This is a genomic window from Pseudomonas sp. P867 (assembly GCF_019891455.1).
Lineage (GTDB): Bacteria > Pseudomonadota > Gammaproteobacteria > Pseudomonadales > Pseudomonadaceae > Aquipseudomonas > Aquipseudomonas synxantha_A.
Map to the genome: position 1 here is coordinate 605,532 of NZ_JAFLXB010000001.1, position 18,435 is coordinate 623,966.

Below are 18,435 nucleotides of genomic sequence, written 5' to 3' on the forward strand. Positions count from 1 at the left end.
TCGAAAATCTCCCGCCGTGCTGGCTTGCAGGTAGTAATTCAGGTGACTGCACATGAATGATTTACAGCTCGACGACTTCAAGACCGATGAGAACGCCGCCATGGTGCTGCTGGTCGACGATCAGGCCATGATCGGCGAAGCCGTGCGGCGCGGCCTGGCCCATGAAGAAAACATCGACTTCCACTTTTGCGCCGACCCGCACCAGGCGATTGCCCAGGCGATCCGCATCAAGCCGACGGTGATCCTGCAGGACCTGGTAATGCCCGGCCTCGACGGCCTGACCTTGGTGCGTGAATACCGCAATCACCCGGCGACCGCGAATATCCCGATCATCGTGCTGTCCACCAAGGAAGACCCGCTGATCAAGAGTGCGGCCTTCGCGGCCGGCGCCAACGATTACCTGGTCAAGCTGCCCGACAACATCGAACTGGTGGCGCGTATCCGCTATCACTCGCGGTCCTACATGACCCTGTTGCAGCGCGACGCGGCCTACCGTGCGCTACGGGTCAGCCAGCAACAGTTGCTGGATACCAACCTGGTGCTGCAACGCCTGATGAACTCCGACGGCCTGACCGGGCTGTCCAACCGCCGCCACTTCGACGAATACCTGGAATTGGAGTGGCGCCGTGCCATGCGCGACCAGACCCAACTGTCGCTGCTGATGATCGACGTGGATTTCTTCAAGACCTACAACGACAGCTTCGGCCATGTCGAAGGCGATGAAGCCTTGCGCAAAGTCGCCGCCGCTATCCGCGACGCCAGCAGCCGCCCTTCGGACTTGCCGGCGCGCTACGGCGGAGAAGAATTTGCCCTGGTCCTGCCCAACACCTCGCCGGGCGGTGCGCGCCTGGTGGCAGAAAAACTGCGTATGGCGGTGGCGGCCCTGAAAATCCCGCACATTGCCCCGGCAGAAGGGGCGAGCCTGACCATCAGCATTGGCCTGTCGACCTTGACGCCGGTGCAGGGCACGGACTGCCGGCAGTTGATCATGGCGGCGGACAAGGGGCTGTATACGGCCAAGCATAATGGGCGTAATCAGGTTGGTATCGAGTAATCCCAAGCGCCGCGCACCCTATGTGGGAGCTGGCTTGCCTGCAATAGCGGCGCATCTGTCACAGAAGTACCGACTGATACACCGATATCGCAGGCAAGCCAGCTCCCACATTTGATCGCTATCTGGCTATGGATCCTGTACAAACCCCCGCCTTTTCGGCCAAGCGGGCTGCCGTTCCCAGCCGTTTGCCGTTATACTCGCCGGCTTTCAAAAGTTCGCCAACGAGTGCTGCCCGCCATGGAAATCAACCCGATCCTTAACACCATCAAGGACCTGTCCGAGCGCTCCGAAACTATTCGGGGGTATCTTTGACTACGATCAAAAGCATGAGCGTCTGACCGAGGTCAACCGCGAGCTTGAAGATCCGAGTGTCTGGAACAAACCTGAATACGCCCAGGAACTGGGGCGCGAGCGCGCTGCGCTGGCGCAGATCGTCGACACCCTCGACGAGCTGAACACCGGTCTGGCCGATTGCCGTGACCTGCTGGACATGGCTGTCGAAGAAAATGATGAAGGCGCAGTGGGCGATGTCGTCGCCGAGCTGGCCCGTCTCGAGGAAAACCTCGCCAAGCTCGAATTCCGCCGCATGTTCAGCCATGAAATGGACCCGAACAACGCCTACCTGGACATCCAGGCCGGTTCCGGCGGCACCGAGGCCCAGGACTGGGCCAACATCCTGCTGCGCATGTACCTGCGCTGGGCCGACAAGCGCGGTTTCGACGCGACCATCATGGAACTGTCCGCCGGTGAAGTCGCCGGTATCAAGGGCGCGACCGTGCATATCAAGGGTGAATACGCCTTTGGCTGGCTGCGTACCGAAATCGGTGTGCACCGCCTGGTGCGCAAGAGCCCGTTCGACTCCGGCAACCGTCGTCACACTTCGTTCTCCGCCGTTTTCGTCTCGCCAGAGATCGACGACAAGGTGGAAATCGAGATCAACCCAGCCGACCTGCGCATCGACACCTACCGTTCCTCCGGTGCCGGTGGTCAGCACGTAAACACCACTGACTCGGCCGTACGTATTACCCACGTACCGACCAACACCGTGGTCAGTTGCCAGAACGAACGTTCCCAGCACGCCAACAAGGATACCGCCATGAAAATGCTGCGGGCCAAGTTGTACGAGCAGGAAATGCAGAAGCGCAACGCCGCTTCCCAGGCGCTGGAAGACACCAAGTCGGATATCGGCTGGGGTCACCAGATCCGTTCGTATGTACTCGACGCGTCGCGGATCAAGGATCTGCGCACCAACATCGAACGCAGCGACTGCGACAAGGTACTCGACGGTGATATCGACGAATACCTGGAAGCCAGCCTGAAATCCGGCCTGTAACACCCCTGTAGGAGCGAGCTTGCTCGCGATCCCCAGCCGAAGGCTGGGGAAAACGTACCTGTGATGGAATTTCAAAAGACATGAGCGACCAACAACTCGACCCGCAAGCCCTGCAACAGGAAGAAAACTCCCTGATCGCCCTGCGCAAGGAAAAGCTTGCTGCCGAGCGCGCCAAGGGTAACGCCTTCCCCAACGACTTCCGCCGCGACAACTACTGCGATGCCTTGCAGAAACAGTACGCGGACAAGACCAAGGAAGAGCTGGCAGAAGCGGCGATCCCGGTCAAGGTGGCAGGTCGCATCATGCTCAACCGTGGCTCGTTCATGGTGATTCAGGACATGACCGGGCGTATCCAGGTTTACGTCAACCGTAAAACCCTCTCGGAAGAAACCCTGGCCTCGGTGAAAACCTGGGACATGGGTGACATCATCGCCGCAGAAGGCACCCTGGCCCGTTCCGGCAAGGGCGACCTGTACGTCGAAATGACCAGCGTGCGCCTGCTGACCAAGTCCTTGCGCCCTCTGCCGGACAAGCACCACGGCCTGACCGACACCGAGCAGCGCTATCGCCAGCGTTACGTTGACCTGATCGTCAACGAAGACGTGCGCCAGACCTTCCGTGTGCGTTCGCAAGTCATTGCCCACATCCGCAGCTTCCTGATGCAGCGTGACTTCCTGGAAGTGGAAACGCCGATGCTGCAAACCATCCCCGGTGGTGCCGCAGCCAAGCCATTTGAAACCCACCACAACGCGCTGGACATGGAAATGTTCCTGCGTATCGCGCCGGAGCTGTACCTCAAGCGTCTGGTGGTCGGCGGGTTTGAGAAGGTGTTCGAGATCAACCGCAACTTCCGTAACGAAGGCGTCTCGACCCGTCACAACCCTGAATTCACCATGTTGGAGTTCTACCAGGCCTACGCCGACTACGAAGACAACATGGACCTGACCGAAGAACTGTTCCGTGAACTGGCGCAGCTTGTTCTGGGGACTACCGACGTGCCGTACGGCGACAAGGTGTTCCACTTCGGCGAGCCGTTCGTGCGTCTGTCGGTGTTCGACTCGATCCTCAAGTACAACCCTGAGCTGACCGCTGACGATCTGAACGACATCGACAAGGCTCGCGCCATCGCCAAGAAAGCCGGCGCCAAGGTGTTGGGCTTTGAAGGCCTGGGCAAATTGCAGGTGATGATTTTCGAAGAGCTGGTCGAGCACAAGCTGGAGCAGCCACACTTCATTACCCAGTACCCGTTCGAAGTGTCGCCGCTGGCGCGTCGCAACGACGACAACCCGAACGTCACTGACCGTTTCGAACTGTTCATCGGCGGCCGCGAAATCGCCAACGCCTACTCCGAGCTTAACGACGCGGAAGATCAGGCCGAGCGCTTCATGGCTCAGGTGGCCGACAAGGACGCCGGTGATGACGAAGCCATGCACTACGACGCCGACTTCGTACGTGCCCTGGAGTACGGCATGCCGCCGACTGCCGGTGAAGGCATCGGCATCGACCGGCTGGTGATGTTGTTGACCAACTCGCCATCGATCCGCGATGTGATCCTGTTCCCGCACATGCGGCCACAAGCGTAACCGTTGCGAAATCCGAAGCCGCCTTTTATAAGGCGGCTTTTTTATGTGGCGTATTCCAGTGTCACTTTTAAAGGAAGAAGTGTGGTGAACCGCGTAATGGCTCAAGAAGGTGCCGCCGGCATTGCTGCTGCCGTGGCTGAAAGCGTTCAGTACCAGGGCCGCAAGGCCAGCCGCCGCGGCAGCGAACAACGCCGCCAGGACATTCTCGATGCGGCCATGCGCATCGTGGTGCGCGAAGGGGTGCGTGCCGTACGCCATCGAGCCGTCGCGGCGGAGGCGGGTGTGCCGTTGTCGGCCACCACCTACTATTTCAAGGATATCGATGACCTGCTCACCGACACCTTCGCCCAATACGTCGAGCGCAGCGCGGCCTTCATGGGCAAACTGTGGGTGCGTAACGAGGGCTTGTTGCGCGAGATGGTTGCCTATGGCGATGGCAGCCCGCAGTCGCGCGCGCAACTGGCCGATGACATTGCCCGGCTGACCGCCGATTACGTGCTGCGCCAACTGACCAACCGCCGCGAATACCTGATGGCCGAGCAGGCGTTTCGACAGGAGGCCCTGCTGAACCCGCGACTGGCTGAACTGGTGCGCTCCCATCAACAGATTCTGTTGCAGGGCACCGGGCAGTTTTTTCAAGTGTTGGGCTCCCGTGAGCCGCAGCAGGATGCCAAGGTGTTGACGGCTATCATCAGTCGGATGGAATATCAGGGCCTGTTGGGCGGCGCAGAGCCTCTGACCGGTGAAGAGATGCTTGAAATCCTCAAGCGTTACATGCACCTGGTATTGGCCTCGGTCTGACAGCATTCGAGCAAAGCCTGACAACGCTCAACGTTTAAAGAGGAAAACACCGGGTGGACGATTACCAGCAGACGATACGCAGCTTGTCCGATCGCATTGTGCTGGCGCAGACACCGATCCGGGTTCTCGACGCAGTAAAGTGGGACGAGAACATCCGCCAGGGATTCCTCAAGGCCAAGGGCAAAGCCATGCCTGCCGTGGACCGCGATTACTACCTGAACCGGCCCCTGTCTTTCGATTCCAGTGCGGTGAAGCTGGAGTTCCAGAACATCGAGCGCGACATCACCCGCCGCCTGGGCCAGTTCAGCCCGGTGGGGCAGATCATGCGGCGCATGTGCCGCGAATACCGCATGGTGGTGCGTATGCTTGAAGCGCGCGGCACCGAGGACTTTGGCCTGATATCCCAGGAACTGTACGGCGCTGCCTCCGATGCGTTCCACGCCGGCGACCCGACCCTGGCAGACCTGGGGCTGATGCTGTCGGACTACCTGAACAATATCGATGGCCGGGGCGATCTGAAGGACGAAGCCAAGACCCTCACCGCCAAGGATGCGGTGAGCCTGCTGCAAACGCGTCTGAACAAGGTGTTTGGCGAGGCAGAAGAGACCATCCGCGTGTTCGAGTCCGACGGTATCGTCGCGGATGCGGCGGCGGGCGCCGACTATATCAAGATCCGCGCCGACGCGATGTTCAACGACCGCGACGTGCGCGCCCTGGAAGTGCATGAAGGGCTGGTGCATGTGGGCACCACGCTCAATGGCCAGAACCAGCCAATCTGCACGTTCCTGTCCAAGGGTCCGCCGTCGTCCACCGTGACCCAGGAGGGCCTGGCGATCCTGATGGAAATCATCACGTTTGCCTCCTATCCCAGCCGCTTGCGTAAATTGACCAACCGTACCCGCGCCATCCATATGGTGGAGGAGGGCGCCGACTTCCTGCAGGTGTTCGAGTTCTTCCGTGAGCAAGGCTTTGAAATGGCCGAAAGCTATGGCAACGCCAGCCGGGTGTTCCGTGGTTCAGTGCCGACCGGTCTGCCGTTTACCAAGGATTTGTCCTACCTCAAGGGCTTTATCATGGTCTACAACTACATCCAGCTCGCCGTGCGCAAAGGCAAGTTGGAACAAGTGCCGCTGCTGTTCTGTGGCAAGACCACCCTGGAAGACATGCGTACCCTGCGCCAACTGGTAGACGAGGGGCTGGTGGTACCGCCCAAGTACCTGCCGGAGCAGTTTCGCGATATGAACGCGCTGGCGGCGTGGATGTGTTTTTCCAACTTCCTCAACCACTTGAGCCTGGATCGGATCGAGGCGGATTACTCCAATATCCTTTAGGTATTTCATTGAAGCAACCGGGTCACCGTGTGGGAGGGGGCTTGCCCCCTCCCACCATTGGATCTTCACAAGACTTCAGGTTTCAACTCACCTACGAGGTTTCAACGGATGAGAATCCTCGGCATTTTATGCCTGCTACTCACATTGAACGGCTGCAGCTCCTTGCTGTTCTATCCCGAGCCTGGCCTGCCCTTCACGCCGGAAAAAGCCCGCCTGCAATACCGCGACGTCACTATCACCACTGCTGACGGCCTCAAGCTCCACGCCTGGTGGTTGCCAGCTAAACCCGGCGTACCTCTGAAGGGAACGGTGCTGCACCTGCACGGCAACGGCGGTAATCTCGCCTGGCACCTGGGCGGCAGTTGGTGGTTGCCGGAGCAAGGCTATCAAGTGCTGTTGCTCGATTATCGCGGCTATGGGCTTTCGCAAGGCAAACCGTCCTTGCCGGCGATCTATCAGGATATAGACGCAGCATTCAGCTGGCTCGACAAAGCTCCTGAAACCCAGGGGCAACCATTGATTGTGCTCGGCCAAAGCCTGGGCGGCGCGCTGGCGGTGCATTACCTGGCGGCCCATCCGGCGCGTCAACCCCAGCTCAAGGCGCTGATACTGGATGGCGTACCCGCCAGTTATCGTGACGTAGGACAATTCGCCCTGAGCACGTCCTGGTTAACCTGGCCGTTGCAGGTGCCCCTGTCGTGGCTGGTGCCCGACGCCGACAGTGCAATCAATGCCATGCCCCAACTGACCGGTGTGCCAAAACTGTTGTTCCACAGCCTGGATGATCCCATCGTGCCAGTGGCCAATGGCATCCGCCTGTATCAAGTGGCCCCTGCGCCAAGGGTGTTGCAACTGACCCGTGGCGGCCATGTGCAGACGTTTGCCGACAAGACCTGGCAAACCGTCATGCTGCGTTACCTGGACGACCCGCAGCACTTCAACGGCCTGCGCCGGCTGGGCGAGATTCCGAATTATCCAATTCCTAAAGTTGATTCATCAGAGAGCCCGCAATGAGTGAAGAACGCAACATGATCCCGCTGATCCTCACCGGCATCGGCACTATCATCGGTACCGTTGGGTGCTTGTGGTATTACGGCTACCTGCACTTCGCCAAGCCGCAAGACGCGTTGCTGCTCAGCGACTTCACCATGCTCAAAACCGTGCCGGGGGAGGATTACAAAATTTCCCTGACCCCTGCCGCGCAGGTGGCGCAGTGCGTTGACGGCGTGTTGGTGATGTTTGATACCGAGCAAAAAGGCTTGAGCGGCGTGCTGGTGAACAACAAGAAGCAGGCCGTGCGTTGCATGGGGCAGGAAACTCCGCAACTGCAGCAGTGAGTCCTAACACCACCGTTGTATGAAAACGTCCTTCAAGTCTCCTGATTAGTCAGGCGAGGTCTGTCCGAATCTATATAGCCTGGAACCATCTGTACTCGCTTGCCACAGATCGTGGACTGATCAGCTTGTCTGATCAGTGCATTGTATTAACTAATCTGGAGTACGAGTTTATGGACGGTATCGGCGGTTCACTTTCAGTTGGCGCGGGCTATTCAGTTGGCTCCGAGGCACCCTCGCAGGGCCTGGATCAGCTAATTCAGGACATCCGGGATAAAATTCAAGCCAAGCGCGGCGAAGGTTCGCAGGGTTCGGGCGGGGCCCAGGGGGCTGGAGGCGGGGAGAGCCTTGAAGAACTGCTCGAAAAGCTGAAGAAGTTGTTGGAAGAAAGAGCCGCCCTGGAGGCAAAAGACCCAGGTGGCACATCTGGCCAAGGCCGGATTCAGGTGGGCGGCGGCGACAGCCCGGGCTCTATCGCGTTTTAATCCCCTGCCTTTGAAAGCCTGCCAGTGATTTGGGGGGGGGCATGAGTGTGGCCGGCCCACGGCGTGCCGGTGCCACCACAGTATCTCCTCAAGAAGTCGCCTGGAACTGAATTGCGTAAACCGCCACAAACGGTGGTGTGACTTCTTTACAGCGGGGCTGGGACGGTGGTGATAAATATTGATGCGATACGCAATATGCTGGCGATGGTCAGGGCGCATCAGGCGTTAGAACGACAAGATGCGCTGGAGCAGGCGCGTAACAAGTCGGCAGGCAGTTCGGCGCAGGGTTGCAAAGACCCCGGCATGATAAAACCGCCTGATGAAGACACAGATCGCCCAATCAATTTTTCCTAGCCAAAAAAACCCACCGCGAGGTGGGTTTTTTTATCCGGCAACAATCAATCAGTTAGCAACGGAAGACCGTGGCTTGACTGGCTGGTTGTCGTTGGAGATGGTCACTTCAACGCGACGGTTCATGGCACGGCCCGAAACGCTGCCGTTGTCGGCAACTGGATATTCCTTGCCGTAGCCCTGGGTCACGATGCGCGAAATATCCACGCCTTGTTGAGCCAGTGCACGTTGCACGGAAGCTGCGCGACGCTCCGACAGGCTCTGGTTGTACGAGTCGGAACCCGTGCTATCGGTGTAGCCTTCAACGATCACTTTACGATCCGGGTTATCGCGCAGGAACTGCGCCAGCTTGGTGATGTTCACCAGGCCGCTGGATTTCAGGTCGGACTTGTTGGTGGCGAACAGTACGTCACCGAAAGTCACCAGGGTGCCGCGATCGGTTTGCTTGGCGTTCAAGCTGTTTTGCAGTTGCTTGATTTGCGCGTCGCGGGCGTCCAGCAGGGCGCGGGCACGTTCGTCGCCGGCATTTTTCAGCTTGGCTTCGGATTCGCGCAGGACGATGGTGTCCTTGGCAACTTCAACACGCTGGTTGGTCAGGTAAGCGAGTTGGTCGACTTTCTTCTCGTCTTCGTTGTCGCGGTATGCCTTGTCAGCCTTGTCCAGCCATTCGCTGGCGTCTTTGGTTTCCAGGGCTGCCAGTTTGGTGGCTTGCGGGTTGGTTTGCAGGGCCGAGAAGTTAGTCCGTGCATTTTCCAGGTTCGCGTTCGGCGGGGTGGAGCAGGCCGCCAAGGCAACGCTCATCGCTAGCAGGGCAGGGATCATCAATTGTTTACGCATAGTCGTGTCGTCCTTTCAATTCGATATCAGGTGCGATGCAATCAAGGGGCAGTGGCTTACTTCTGCATGATTGCAGCTGGGCGCATGCCTTCCTTACGCAGTTCTTCAACAGCCTTCTGGGAATCCTTCACAGCCTGTTGAGCCTTGGCAGCCTGGGCTTTACGCTCGGCGACGCGGGCGTCCCATTCGGCTTGTTCAGCCAGCTGACGAGCTTTCTCGTAGTTCTTGTCGTGCATCGCGATTTCAGCTTCTTTGAGCTTGTCCTGAGCCGACTTCATTTCCACGGCTGCAAACTCGGTACCGCCAGCGCTCACGGCGCTGTTAACGGCCGATTGGGTCACGGCGTACTGCTCGGTTGGAGGGTTGCCGGCGCAGCCTGCCAGAACGAAGCTGGTGCCGATTGCCAGCGCGGCCAATTTGAGCCCGCGCAGGTGGTTAAACGAGGATTTGGCGGTGCTGGTGTTCATCGTCTTCAACTCCATTGGATAACTCCTGAAAAACATCAAAATCCATCGTGGCGTATCGGTTGCGGGCCCGGCGGTAAAGCTCATGAGGCCAGTTCAAACGACCGTTCCACAAGTGATGGCTACTGGCTGTGACCTGAGGCTTTTTTCAAAAGTTCAGCGGATATGGCGAATTGCCTGAAAAAATATCTGACTGAGTGGTCAGTGTTCAAAAGATGGAACTTTCGCAGCCCGCAACGGTACTCCGCGCCTGTAAAAAGCCCGGAATACCTGGGTTGGATTGACGTCAATAAAATGTTTTTCAGTGCTTCTGTTCGTCAGCGCTGGCGGACAAATCATGTAAATAGCGGCGGGACAACGTCAGAAACCGGGGTGTGAGCCCCACGTCTTCATACAGCGGGTCCCCCTCTTCATCGGTGGCAATCACTTGGTCGCCCTTGATATAGGGAAAGCTTTCTTCCAGCTCTTCAAGGGCGGCGCCGATCAGCTCGCCGAGCAGTTCTTCGACGTGGCGCTTGGGGTACATCTCGGCAATGGCGGCCAGCCTTGCGGCAGATTCCACATCCAGATGGATTGCGTACTCAGTCTTGGTCAGGCGACCCTTGGCGGTTTCTTCCCAATGCTGGGCCAGTTCTCGAATTTTCATGGCTACCTCAATAAGCCTGCGTTGGCAGGCGGTGATGAGTGACCAGCCGCCTGCGTGAATAACGCGACGGCTCATGCTTGAGACTAGCTTTAAGCCACAAGGTTTAAAGTCGTTTGCGTTCGGCCTTGTCAGAAACCGACGCCGACGGCACTCTGGAACACCTGCGCGTCCCGGATTTCTGGCTGGAGATTGGCTGATGAGTGATATCGATGCACGCTTGCGTGAGGATGTTCACCTGCTGGGTGAACTGTTGGGCAACACCATTCGAGAGCAGTACGGCGATGACTTTCTCGACAAGATCGAGCAAATCCGCAAAGGCGCCAAGGCTGACCGCCGCGGCGCCGTCTCGGACAAGGCGGCCGGCGACGAACTGAGTGCCAGCTTGAATCAGTTGCAAGAGGACGAGTTGCTGCCTGTTGCCCGGGCCTTCAACCAGTTCCTCAACCTGGCCAACATTGCCGAACAATATCAACTGATTCATCGGCGCGATGAATCGCAACCAGCGCCTTTTGAGTCCCGGGTGTTGCCGGAGTTGCTGGCGCGCCTGAAAAGCGAAGGGCACAGCCATGAATCCCTGGCCCGGCAGTTGGCACGGTTGGAGATCGAGCTGGTGCTCACCGCCCACCCCACCGAAGTGGCTCGCCGTACCCTGATCCAGAAATACGATGCCATCGCCGCGCAACTGGCCCTCCAGGACCACCGTGACCTTACCAGCGCCGAACGCGAGCAGATCCGCGAACGCTTGCAACGGCTGATCGCCGAAGCCTGGCACACCGAAGAAATCCGCCGCATCCGGCCCACCCCGGTGGACGAAGCCAAGTGGGGCTTTGCGGTGATCGAACATTCGCTGTGGCACGCCATTCCCAATTACCTGCGCAAGGCTGACCAGGCCCTGCACGCTGCTACCGGCTTGCGCCTGCCCCTGGAGGCTGCGCCGATTCGCTTTGCCTCGTGGATGGGCGGCGATCGTGACGGCAACCCCAATGTCACCGCGCCGGTTACCCGCGAGGTGCTGTTGTTGGCGCGCTGGATGGCAGCGGATTTGTACTTGCGCGACATCGATCAGCTGGCCTCCGAGCTGTCGATGCAACAGGCCAGCCCGGCGTTGCAAGCCAAGGTCGGCGACAGCGTCGAACCCTATCGCGCCTTGCTCAAGCAACTGCGCGAACGCCTGCGTGCCACGCGCCAGTGGGCTCACGCTTCGTTGACGGCCAGCACCCCGGCGCCTGCCGAAGTGTTGCAGAACAACCGCGACCTGCTGGACCCACTGGAGTTGTGCTACCAGTCCCTGCATGAATGCGGTATGGGCGTGATCGCCGATGGGCCGCTGCTCGACTGCTTGCGCCGTGGGGTGACCTTCGGGCTGTTCCTGGTGCGCCTGGATGTGCGTCAGGACTCCAGCCGTCACTCGGCGGCCATGACCGAAATCACCGATTACCTGGGCCTGGGGCGTTATGAGGACTGGGATGAGGATGCGCGTATCAGCTTCCTGACCCAGGAACTGACCAATCGGCGGCCATTGCTGCCGGGTTACTTCAAACCCTCGGCGGACACTGCCGAGGTATTGAATACCTGCAAGGAAATCGCCGCCGCACCGGCGGCGTCATTAGGTTCGTATGTCATCTCCATGGCGGGCGCCGCGTCGGATGTGCTGGCGGTGCAACTGCTGCTCAAAGAGTCGGGCGTACAACGGCCGATGCGCGTAGTGCCGTTGTTCGAGACCCTGGCCGACCTGGACAACGCCGGGCCGGTGATGGAGCGCCTGCTGCAACTGCCGGGTTACCGCGCGCGCTTGCAGGGCCCGCAGGAAGTGATGATCGGCTACTCCGACTCGGCCAAGGACGCAGGCACTACCGCCGCCGCCTGGGCGCAATACCGGGCGCAGGAGCGTCTGGTCGATATCTGCCGCGAACAGCAGGTGGAACTGCTGTTGTTCCATGGTCGTGGTGGCACCGTTGGCCGTGGCGGCGGCCCGGCTCACGCGGCGATCCTGTCGCAGCCACCGGGCTCGGTGGCAGGGCGTTTCCGCACCACGGAACAAGGCGAGATGATCCGCTTCAAATTCGGCCTGCCGGATATCGCCGAGCAGAACCTCAACCTGTATCTGGCCGCCGTGCTGGAAGCGACACTGCTGCCGCCACCACCACCGGAGCCTGCCTGGCGTCACTTGATGGACGAATTGGCGGCAGACGGTGTCAGTGCTTACCGCGCCGTGGTGCGGGAAAATCCGCAGTTCGTCGAGTATTTTCGCCAGTCCACGCCGGAGCAGGAGTTGGGCCGTTTGCCCCTGGGCAGCCGCCCGGCCAAGCGTCGCGCAGGCGGGATTGAAAGCTTGCGCGCGATCCCGTGGATCTTCGGCTGGACCCAGACGCGCCTGATGCTGCCTGCCTGGCTCGGCTGGGAGGCGGCATTGAGCAAGGCGCTGGAGCGGGGGGAAGGTGAGTTGCTGGCGCAGATGCGTGAACAGTGGCCGTTTTTCCGCACGCGCATCGACATGCTGGAAATGGTGCTGGCCAAGGCCGATGCCGATATCGCCCGTCTTTATGATGAGCGCCTGGTGCAGCCAGACCTGCTGCCATTGGGTGCGCATTTACGCGACCTATTGTCGCAGGCCTGTAATGTGGTGCTTGGCTTGACCGGCCAGTCGCAGTTGCTGGCCCATAGCCCTGACACCCTGGAGTTCATCCGCCTGCGCAACACCTACCTCGACCCGTTGCACCTGTTGCAGGCCGAGTTGCTGGCGCGGTCTCGTCGGCAAGAGGCGGCGCAAGACAGCCCTCTGGAACAGGCGCTGCTGGTGTCCGTGGCCGGTATTGCCGCCGGTTTGCGCAACACCGGTTGAGGTTTCTTGCGTGTTCTCAACGGCTTGCGGATCAACCACGACGACCGCCCTGAAAAGGGCGGTCGTTGTTTGAGGAGGCGGGTTGCGCTCAGGCACACCCTGTCGCTGACGTATGCCGGGTGCGGGTTTCTCCTACTTTTGGCGGCTTGTATGGTGAGGGCCCGCTGTGTATCTTGATCAGCCTTTGGCCGTTTGATCGGCCTGGACCCATATTTTTACGAGATTGGCCCCACGCGGCGAATCCGAGCGTCATCTCTATAAAAAATTGAGGAGCACATCGATGCGCGTCATTCTGCTGGGAGCTCCCGGGGCCGGTAAAGGTACTCAGGCAAAGTTCATCACTGAAAAATTCGGCATTCCACAAATCTCCACCGGCGACATGCTGCGTGCTGCTGTCAAAGCCGGCACCGAGCTGGGCCTGATCGCCAAGAGCGTGATGGACAGCGGCGGCCTGGTCTCCGATGATCTGATCATCAACCTGGTCAAGGAACGCATCAGCCAGGAAGATTGCAAGAACGGCTTCCTGTTCGACGGTTTCCCTCGCACCATTCCCCAGGCTGAAGCCTTGGTGAAGGCGGGTGTCGAGTTGGATGCGGTGGTTGAAATCGCCGTAGAAGACGAAGAAATCGTCCAGCGTATTGCCGGTCGCCGCGTTCACGAAGGCTCGGGCCGCGTTTACCACATCGTCTACAACCCGCCAAAAGTGGCAGGCAAGGACGATGTCACCGGTGAAGACCTGGTACAGCGTAAAGACGACACCGAAGAAACCGTGCGTCATCGCCTGTCGGTCTATCACTCCCAGACCAAGCCACTGGTGGACTTCTACCAGAAGTTGTCCGCTGCCCAAGGCAAGCCGAAGTACAGCCATATCCCTGGCGTGGGTTCGGTAGAAGCCATTACCGCCAAGGTGATGCAAGCACTGAGCTGATCCCGCCATCAGCTTTGCGTACAACGGCCCGCTTGCGGGCCGTTGTTGTTTATACTGGCGCACTTTTTTCCCGATTTGGACACCCACACCGATGAGCACCCTGCTGGCCCTGGACACCGCGACTGAAGCTTGCTCCGTTGCCTTGCTGCACGATGGCAAGGTAACGAGCCACTACGAGGTGATCCCGCGCCTGCACGCGCAGAAGTTGCTGCCGATGATCAAGCAGTTGCTCGAAGACGCCGGTATCACCCTGGCTGCCGTGGATGCCATCGCCTTTGGTCGCGGCCCCGGTGCCTTTACTGGTGTGCGCATTGCCATTGGCGTGGTGCAGGGCCTGGCGTTTGCGTTGGAGCGTCCGGTGTTACCGGTGTCCAACCTTGCCGTGCTGGCCCAGCGCGCACTGCGCGAACACGGCGCCATGCAAGTGGCTGCGGCGATTGATGCGCGGATGGATGAAGTCTATTGGGGCTGCTACCGCGAAACTGCCGGTGAAATGCGTCTGGTGGGCGTGGAGGCAGTGCAGCCGCCAGAAGCGGCAGGGTTGCCGGCTGATGCCAGCGGTGAGTGGTTCGGTGCCGGCACCGGCTGGGGTTATGGCGAACGCATCGACGTGCATTTGGTAGGGCAGGACGCTGCGATGTTGCCTCATGCCGAAGATCTGCTGGCGTTGGCACGTTTTGCATTCGAACGCGGTGAGGCGATCCCGGCGGATCAAGCGGCACCGGTTTACCTGCGCGACAAAGTGGCGCAGACAAAGGCCGAGCGCGGGATTATTTGACGCCAAAAATGTGGGCATTCGGTGGCAAATTTCGCCAATCGTCAGAATTTGTCGCGGTTTTTAAACCTTTTACAAATTATGTGTTCTAGTTATCACCAGAGCATTTGCGCACTACGGAAAGTGCCGCTAAATTGCCATCATTGATACCGAGTCTGCATGTATGCGTATAGACGGCTTCTCCTCACAGTCCTACCCTCTCAAACGTAAGCCACGCAAGGCGAACGTGACGGTAGACGAGTCCGTGGAGGATTCGCCGGACTTCATTGAAGTCCACGCTGATTCGCCCTCCAGCGCCAAGGGGGCCGGGAGCGCACGTATCAGCGGCGTTCCTGCCCGCCAGCAAGACATGGTCTTCCCCCGCTCCATGAGCAAAAGCGTTGCCACCGCCCTGGCCAGTTACCTGACCACCGCCGGCTTTGTCGAATGGGATATGGAAGTGCTGGGTCTCGACATTCATATCTGATGGGTTTGCCTTATTACATTGGTTGCCCGTCCTGGAGTGAAAACGCCTGGCGCGAGTACCTGTACCCGGTGGAGGCGCGTTCCAGCGATTACCTCGGGCTCTATTCTCAAGTCTTCAATGCGGTTGAAGGCAATACCACGTTTTATGCTCGACCTTCGGCCGCTACCGTGCAGCGCTGGGCCGAGATCATGCCGGCTGACTTTCGCTTCACCGCCAAATTCCCAGGGGATATCAGCCACGCGGGTGACTTGCGCGAGCAATTGCCCGCGGCAGAGAGTTTTGTCAGTTTGATGAGCCCTTTGGGTGAGCGCGTTTCACCGCTGTGGCTGCAGCTCTCAAAAGCGTTTACCCCGCAGCGCCTAGCCGAACTGGCCGGTTTCCTCGATGGCATTGATCGTCCATTGGCCGTGGAGGTCCGGCACGAGCAGTTCTTCGCCAAGGGAGACGCTGAGCGTATGCTCAACCGCCTGTTGCGCGATCGTGGCGTCGAGCGCATCTGCCTCGACCCTCGCGCCCTGTTCAGTTGTACGTCAATCTCGGCGGCAGTGCTGCACGCCCAATCCAAAAAGCCCAGGGTGCCACCGCGCCCGGCGGCGCTGACCCAGTTTCCCCAGGTGCGCTTCATCGGGCATCCGGAGCTGGAGGCCAATGACCCGTTCCTGATCCCATGGGTGGAAAAGATCGCCACTTGGATCGAAGAGGGACGCACGCCGTACATATTCCTGCACACCTCGGACAACCGCCTCGCGGCACAACTGGCGTTGCGCTTTCATGCACAGCTGATGGCGCGCCTGCCCGGCCTGCCGCCGCTGCCCACCCTGCATCGAGAGCCCGTTGCGCAGCAACTGGGGTTACTCTAGGGGGCGTTCTCAATTAGTTTCCCCGGCGGGGAAACTAATTGAGAACGCCCCCTAGACATCCGATTTTTCAAGGATTGAGCCGTGGGTTCGATAAAAGTGCTGGGCCTGCTGTTGCTGCTGGCGGGCGCTTTCGCGCTGGGCGTCTGGCGTGGCTGGGTGCCGATGCCGGCTGAGTGGAACCCCTGGGCACCCCTGGATGTGCGCGCCAGTCCCAACCTGCTCACGCGCTACAAGCTCAGCCGTTTGCAGGATGATCCGGCGCTGTGTGACCAAGTCTTGAAAACCTCCGGCCTGCGGGTCAGCCGTCAGGCGGATACCGCTGCCGATGCGGCGTGCCCGTTGCGCAATGTCCTGCGTGTGCAGGGCGCTGAGGTGGCTCTGAGCAGCAGCTTTCTGGCCAGTTGCCCCCTGGCTGTGGCGTTCGCGTTGTTCGAGCGTCACAGCCTGCAACCGGCGGCCCAGGCAGTGTTCGGCCAGGCGGTGAGTCGGGTCGAGCATTTGGGCAGCTTTGCCTGCCGTAATGTTTACAACCGTGTCGACGGGCGCCTGAGCCAACATGCCTCGGCCAATGCCTTGGATATCTCCGGTTTTCGTCTGGCGGACGGGCGCAGCATCAGCGTGTTGAAGGATTGGCCGGGGGAGGGCGACAGTGCGCGTTTCCTGCGCTTGGTGCGCGATGGTGCTTGTGATGATTTCAACGTGGTGCTGAGCCCGGATTACAACGCTGCTCACCGCAACCATTTTCACCTGGATATGGGGCGATGGTGGGTGTGTCGCTGAGGCTTAAGCGGCCAGGCGCAGGTTGTGGGTCACCAGTGGGCGCGCCCAGTAGTAGTCGAAATCCAGCGCCTTCTGTTGCACCATCAATTCTTCTTCGGGGTATGGCTCGGCAGCCGGTGGCAACAGGTCCAGTTCGAACTCGGCAATCGGCAAGTGCAGTGTGCGTGGCTCGGGGGCCGGGCCGGGCTCTGGTAGTGGTTGGCCGGCGTTCAGCACAATCGGGCGGACCCAACCGCTGTCGAAGTCCTGCTGGCGCTGCTGGGCGACGAGTTCTTCTTCCGGGAAGGGTATCGGCGCCGGTGGCAGCAACTCGGTTTCGAATTCGGCAATCGGCAGGAACAGCGGCTCAGGCGGGGCGATCTCGGTGTCTTTCACGTCACACTCACGCTGGGTGAGGATCTGCGAGAGCATGTCGGCGCCTTCGCCGGGTTCGACCGAAGGGTCGGCAGGTGCAGGCGCCTTGGCGGCCAGTGCCTGCGGCGTTTCACCGAGCTGTTCGGCCAGCGCCCGGGCGAAGAAGTCCTGCCACACATGACTCACCCCGGCCAGCGCTTGAGTATTGCGCAGGCCGTAGTGGTTGTGGGTCGGCAGTACACCGATGGTTAGGGGAAGAATGTCTGACATTTTTCTCGGTCGACGCTCAGCTCTGGCAAAATACATGACTGCTGTTTTTATCGGCCGCTGTTTGCCGATCCTTAATATTTTTGAGCGTAGCGATTGATGAACGAACAACCAGCGGCCAGCCGCATCCAGGTCGAGGCGTTGGCCGACAGTTTCCAGGCCTGCGCCGAGCAGTGGGCTTCGCTGCTGGGCTTGCCTTTACAGGTGGCGGATGCGGATTTTTCCCTGCAAGTGGGCGAGCAGGGCCTGCAATTGCAGCAGCTTGGGCCCGATGCGCCGGGGCCGGTGCGGGTCGACTTTGTCGAAGGCGGCGCGGCACATCGGCGTTTATATGGCGGTGGCAGTGGGCAAATGATCGCCAAGGCCGTGGGCATCGCCCAAGGCGTACGGCCCAAGGTGCTGGACGCCACGGCCGGGTTGGGCAAGGACGCGTTCGTATTGGCCAGCCTGGGGTGCGAGATGAGCCTGATCGAACGCCAGCCGTTGATCGGTGCCTTGCTCGAAGACGGCCTGGCACGCGCTGCGCAGGATTTTGAAGTGGCACCGATTGTGGCGCGCATGAAGCTGCTCAAGGGCAACTCCATCGATGTGATGCTCAATTGGGAGGGCGAGCCGCCCCAGGTGATCTACCTGGACCCGATGTTTCCACACCGTGAGAAAACCGCCCTGGTGAAGAAGGAAATGCGCCTGTTTCGACCGTTGGTGGGCGATGATCCGGATGCACCGGCCTTGCTCGCTGCCGCCCTGGCTTTGGCCAGCCACCGTGTGGTGGTCAAGCGCCCGCGCAAGGCGCCGTGCATTGACGGGCCCAAGCCGAGTCATGCGTTGGATGGCAAGTCCAGCCGCTACGACATTTATCCCAAGAAAGCGCTCAAGCCATAAGCTGCAAGCAACAGCACTCATATTCGTGATGCTGCGAGATCCAAATGTGGGAGGGGGCTTGC

Annotated in this window: 19 protein-coding genes; 15 read left to right on the forward strand and 4 right to left on the reverse strand. The window is 59.9% G+C overall.

All coding sequences use genetic code 11. The annotated features are described in order from the left end of the window. The first annotated feature begins 52 nt into the window (after positions 1-52). The 8 genes from J1G33_RS02780 to J1G33_RS02815 all read left to right on the forward strand — a co-directional run bounded on the left by J1G33_RS02780 (position 53) and on the right by J1G33_RS02815 (position 7,921). Positions 53-1,054, forward strand: coding sequence for a PleD family two-component system response regulator (locus J1G33_RS02780; RefSeq protein ID WP_032877485.1), 1,002 nt, complete (start codon positions 53-55; stop codon positions 1,052-1,054). A gap of 237 nt (positions 1,055-1,291) precedes the next feature. After that, positions 1,292-2,387 (forward strand): peptide chain release factor 2 gene (gene prfB, locus J1G33_RS02785; protein ID WP_098465888.1). Its coding sequence is split into 2 segments (ribosomal slippage): positions 1,292-1,363 and positions 1,365-2,387, totalling 1,095 coding nucleotides; the frame shifts between segments, so codons are not numbered across the junction. Positions 2,388-2,467: 80 nt separating this feature from the next. Next, entirely contained in the window at positions 2,468-3,970 is a 1,503-nt protein-coding gene (lysS, locus tag J1G33_RS02790) for a lysine--tRNA ligase (RefSeq protein WP_005785507.1), read from the forward strand. An 84-nt stretch (positions 3,971-4,054) separates the two neighbouring features. Next, positions 4,055-4,771 carry a TetR family transcriptional regulator gene (locus J1G33_RS02795; RefSeq protein WP_078820451.1) on the forward strand — a complete coding sequence of 239 codons (717 nt, stop codon included), beginning with the start codon at positions 4,055-4,057 and terminating at the stop codon, positions 4,769-4,771. A gap of 53 nt (positions 4,772-4,824) precedes the next feature. Beyond that, positions 4,825-6,102 (forward strand): flavohemoglobin expression-modulating QEGLA motif protein, encoded by a 1,278-nt coding sequence (locus tag J1G33_RS02800; protein WP_005785511.1) that lies wholly within the window; start codon positions 4,825-4,827, stop codon positions 6,100-6,102. 108 nt (positions 6,103-6,210) lie between these two features. After that, positions 6,211-7,116, forward strand: a complete 906-nt coding sequence (locus J1G33_RS02805; RefSeq protein WP_032877483.1) for an alpha/beta hydrolase — start codon at positions 6,211-6,213, stop codon at positions 7,114-7,116. Then, entirely contained in the window at positions 7,113-7,439 is a 327-nt protein-coding gene (locus tag J1G33_RS02810; RefSeq protein WP_017529735.1) for a hypothetical protein, read from the forward strand. Before J1G33_RS02805 ends, J1G33_RS02810 begins: the two co-directional genes overlap by 4 nt. A gap of 125 nt (positions 7,440-7,564) precedes the next feature. Further along, positions 7,565-7,921, forward strand: a complete 357-nt coding sequence (locus J1G33_RS02815; protein ID WP_177464400.1) for a hypothetical protein — start codon at positions 7,565-7,567, stop codon at positions 7,919-7,921. A gap of 402 nt (positions 7,922-8,323) precedes the next feature. Here the strand turns inward: J1G33_RS02815 and J1G33_RS02820 are convergent, their stop codons facing one another. The 3 genes from J1G33_RS02820 to J1G33_RS02830 all read right to left on the reverse strand — a co-directional run bounded on the left by J1G33_RS02820 (position 8,324) and on the right by J1G33_RS02830 (position 10,219). After that, on the reverse strand, positions 8,324-9,109 hold the full coding sequence (locus J1G33_RS02820) for an OmpA family protein (protein WP_005785517.1): 786 nt from the start codon (positions 9,107-9,109) through the stop codon (positions 8,324-8,326). Between the two features lie 56 nt (positions 9,110-9,165). Then, entirely contained in the window at positions 9,166-9,591 is a 426-nt protein-coding gene (locus tag J1G33_RS02825) for a DUF4398 domain-containing protein (protein ID WP_005785519.1), read from the reverse strand. A gap of 283 nt (positions 9,592-9,874) precedes the next feature. Then, on the reverse strand, positions 9,875-10,219 hold the full coding sequence (locus tag J1G33_RS02830; RefSeq protein WP_005785520.1) for a hypothetical protein: 345 nt from the start codon (positions 10,217-10,219) through the stop codon (positions 9,875-9,877). A 196-nt stretch (positions 10,220-10,415) separates the two neighbouring features. Here J1G33_RS02830 and ppc point away from each other — a divergent pair, with 196 nt between their 5' ends. From ppc to J1G33_RS02860, 6 genes are all read left to right on the forward strand, one after another. Then, positions 10,416-13,061 (forward strand): phosphoenolpyruvate carboxylase, encoded by a 2,646-nt coding sequence (ppc, locus tag J1G33_RS02835; protein ID WP_223017659.1) that lies wholly within the window; start codon positions 10,416-10,418, stop codon positions 13,059-13,061. A 280-nt stretch (positions 13,062-13,341) separates the two neighbouring features. Next, complete coding sequence (gene adk, locus J1G33_RS02840) at positions 13,342-13,989, forward strand: adenylate kinase (RefSeq protein ID WP_005785523.1); 648 nt, start codon at positions 13,342-13,344, stop codon at positions 13,987-13,989. Positions 13,990-14,080: 91 nt separating this feature from the next. Then, positions 14,081-14,767, forward strand: coding sequence for a tRNA (adenosine(37)-N6)-threonylcarbamoyltransferase complex dimerization subunit type 1 TsaB (tsaB, locus tag J1G33_RS02845; protein ID WP_223017660.1), 687 nt, complete (start codon positions 14,081-14,083; stop codon positions 14,765-14,767). Between the two features lie 160 nt (positions 14,768-14,927). Further along, complete coding sequence (locus J1G33_RS02850) at positions 14,928-15,230, forward strand: hypothetical protein (protein ID WP_032877477.1); 303 nt, start codon at positions 14,928-14,930, stop codon at positions 15,228-15,230. Next, on the forward strand, positions 15,230-16,090 hold the full coding sequence (locus tag J1G33_RS02855; RefSeq protein WP_223017661.1) for a DUF72 domain-containing protein: 861 nt from the start codon (positions 15,230-15,232) through the stop codon (positions 16,088-16,090). Before J1G33_RS02850 ends, J1G33_RS02855 begins: the two co-directional genes overlap by 1 nt. A gap of 81 nt (positions 16,091-16,171) precedes the next feature. Then, positions 16,172-16,870 carry an extensin family protein gene (locus J1G33_RS02860; protein WP_223017662.1) on the forward strand — a complete coding sequence of 233 codons (699 nt, stop codon included), beginning with the start codon at positions 16,172-16,174 and terminating at the stop codon, positions 16,868-16,870. A 3-nt stretch (positions 16,871-16,873) separates the two neighbouring features. Here J1G33_RS02860 and J1G33_RS02865 read toward each other — a convergent pair whose 3' ends face one another. Beyond that, positions 16,874-17,494, reverse strand: coding sequence for an energy transducer TonB (locus tag J1G33_RS02865; protein WP_223017663.1), 621 nt, complete (start codon positions 17,492-17,494; stop codon positions 16,874-16,876). A gap of 96 nt (positions 17,495-17,590) precedes the next feature. On the opposite strand from J1G33_RS02865, the gene J1G33_RS02870 reads away from it, so the two are divergent. Further along, on the forward strand, positions 17,591-18,373 hold the full coding sequence (locus J1G33_RS02870; RefSeq protein WP_032877472.1) for a class I SAM-dependent methyltransferase: 783 nt from the start codon (positions 17,591-17,593) through the stop codon (positions 18,371-18,373). The last annotated feature ends 62 nt before the right edge of the window (positions 18,374-18,435 follow it).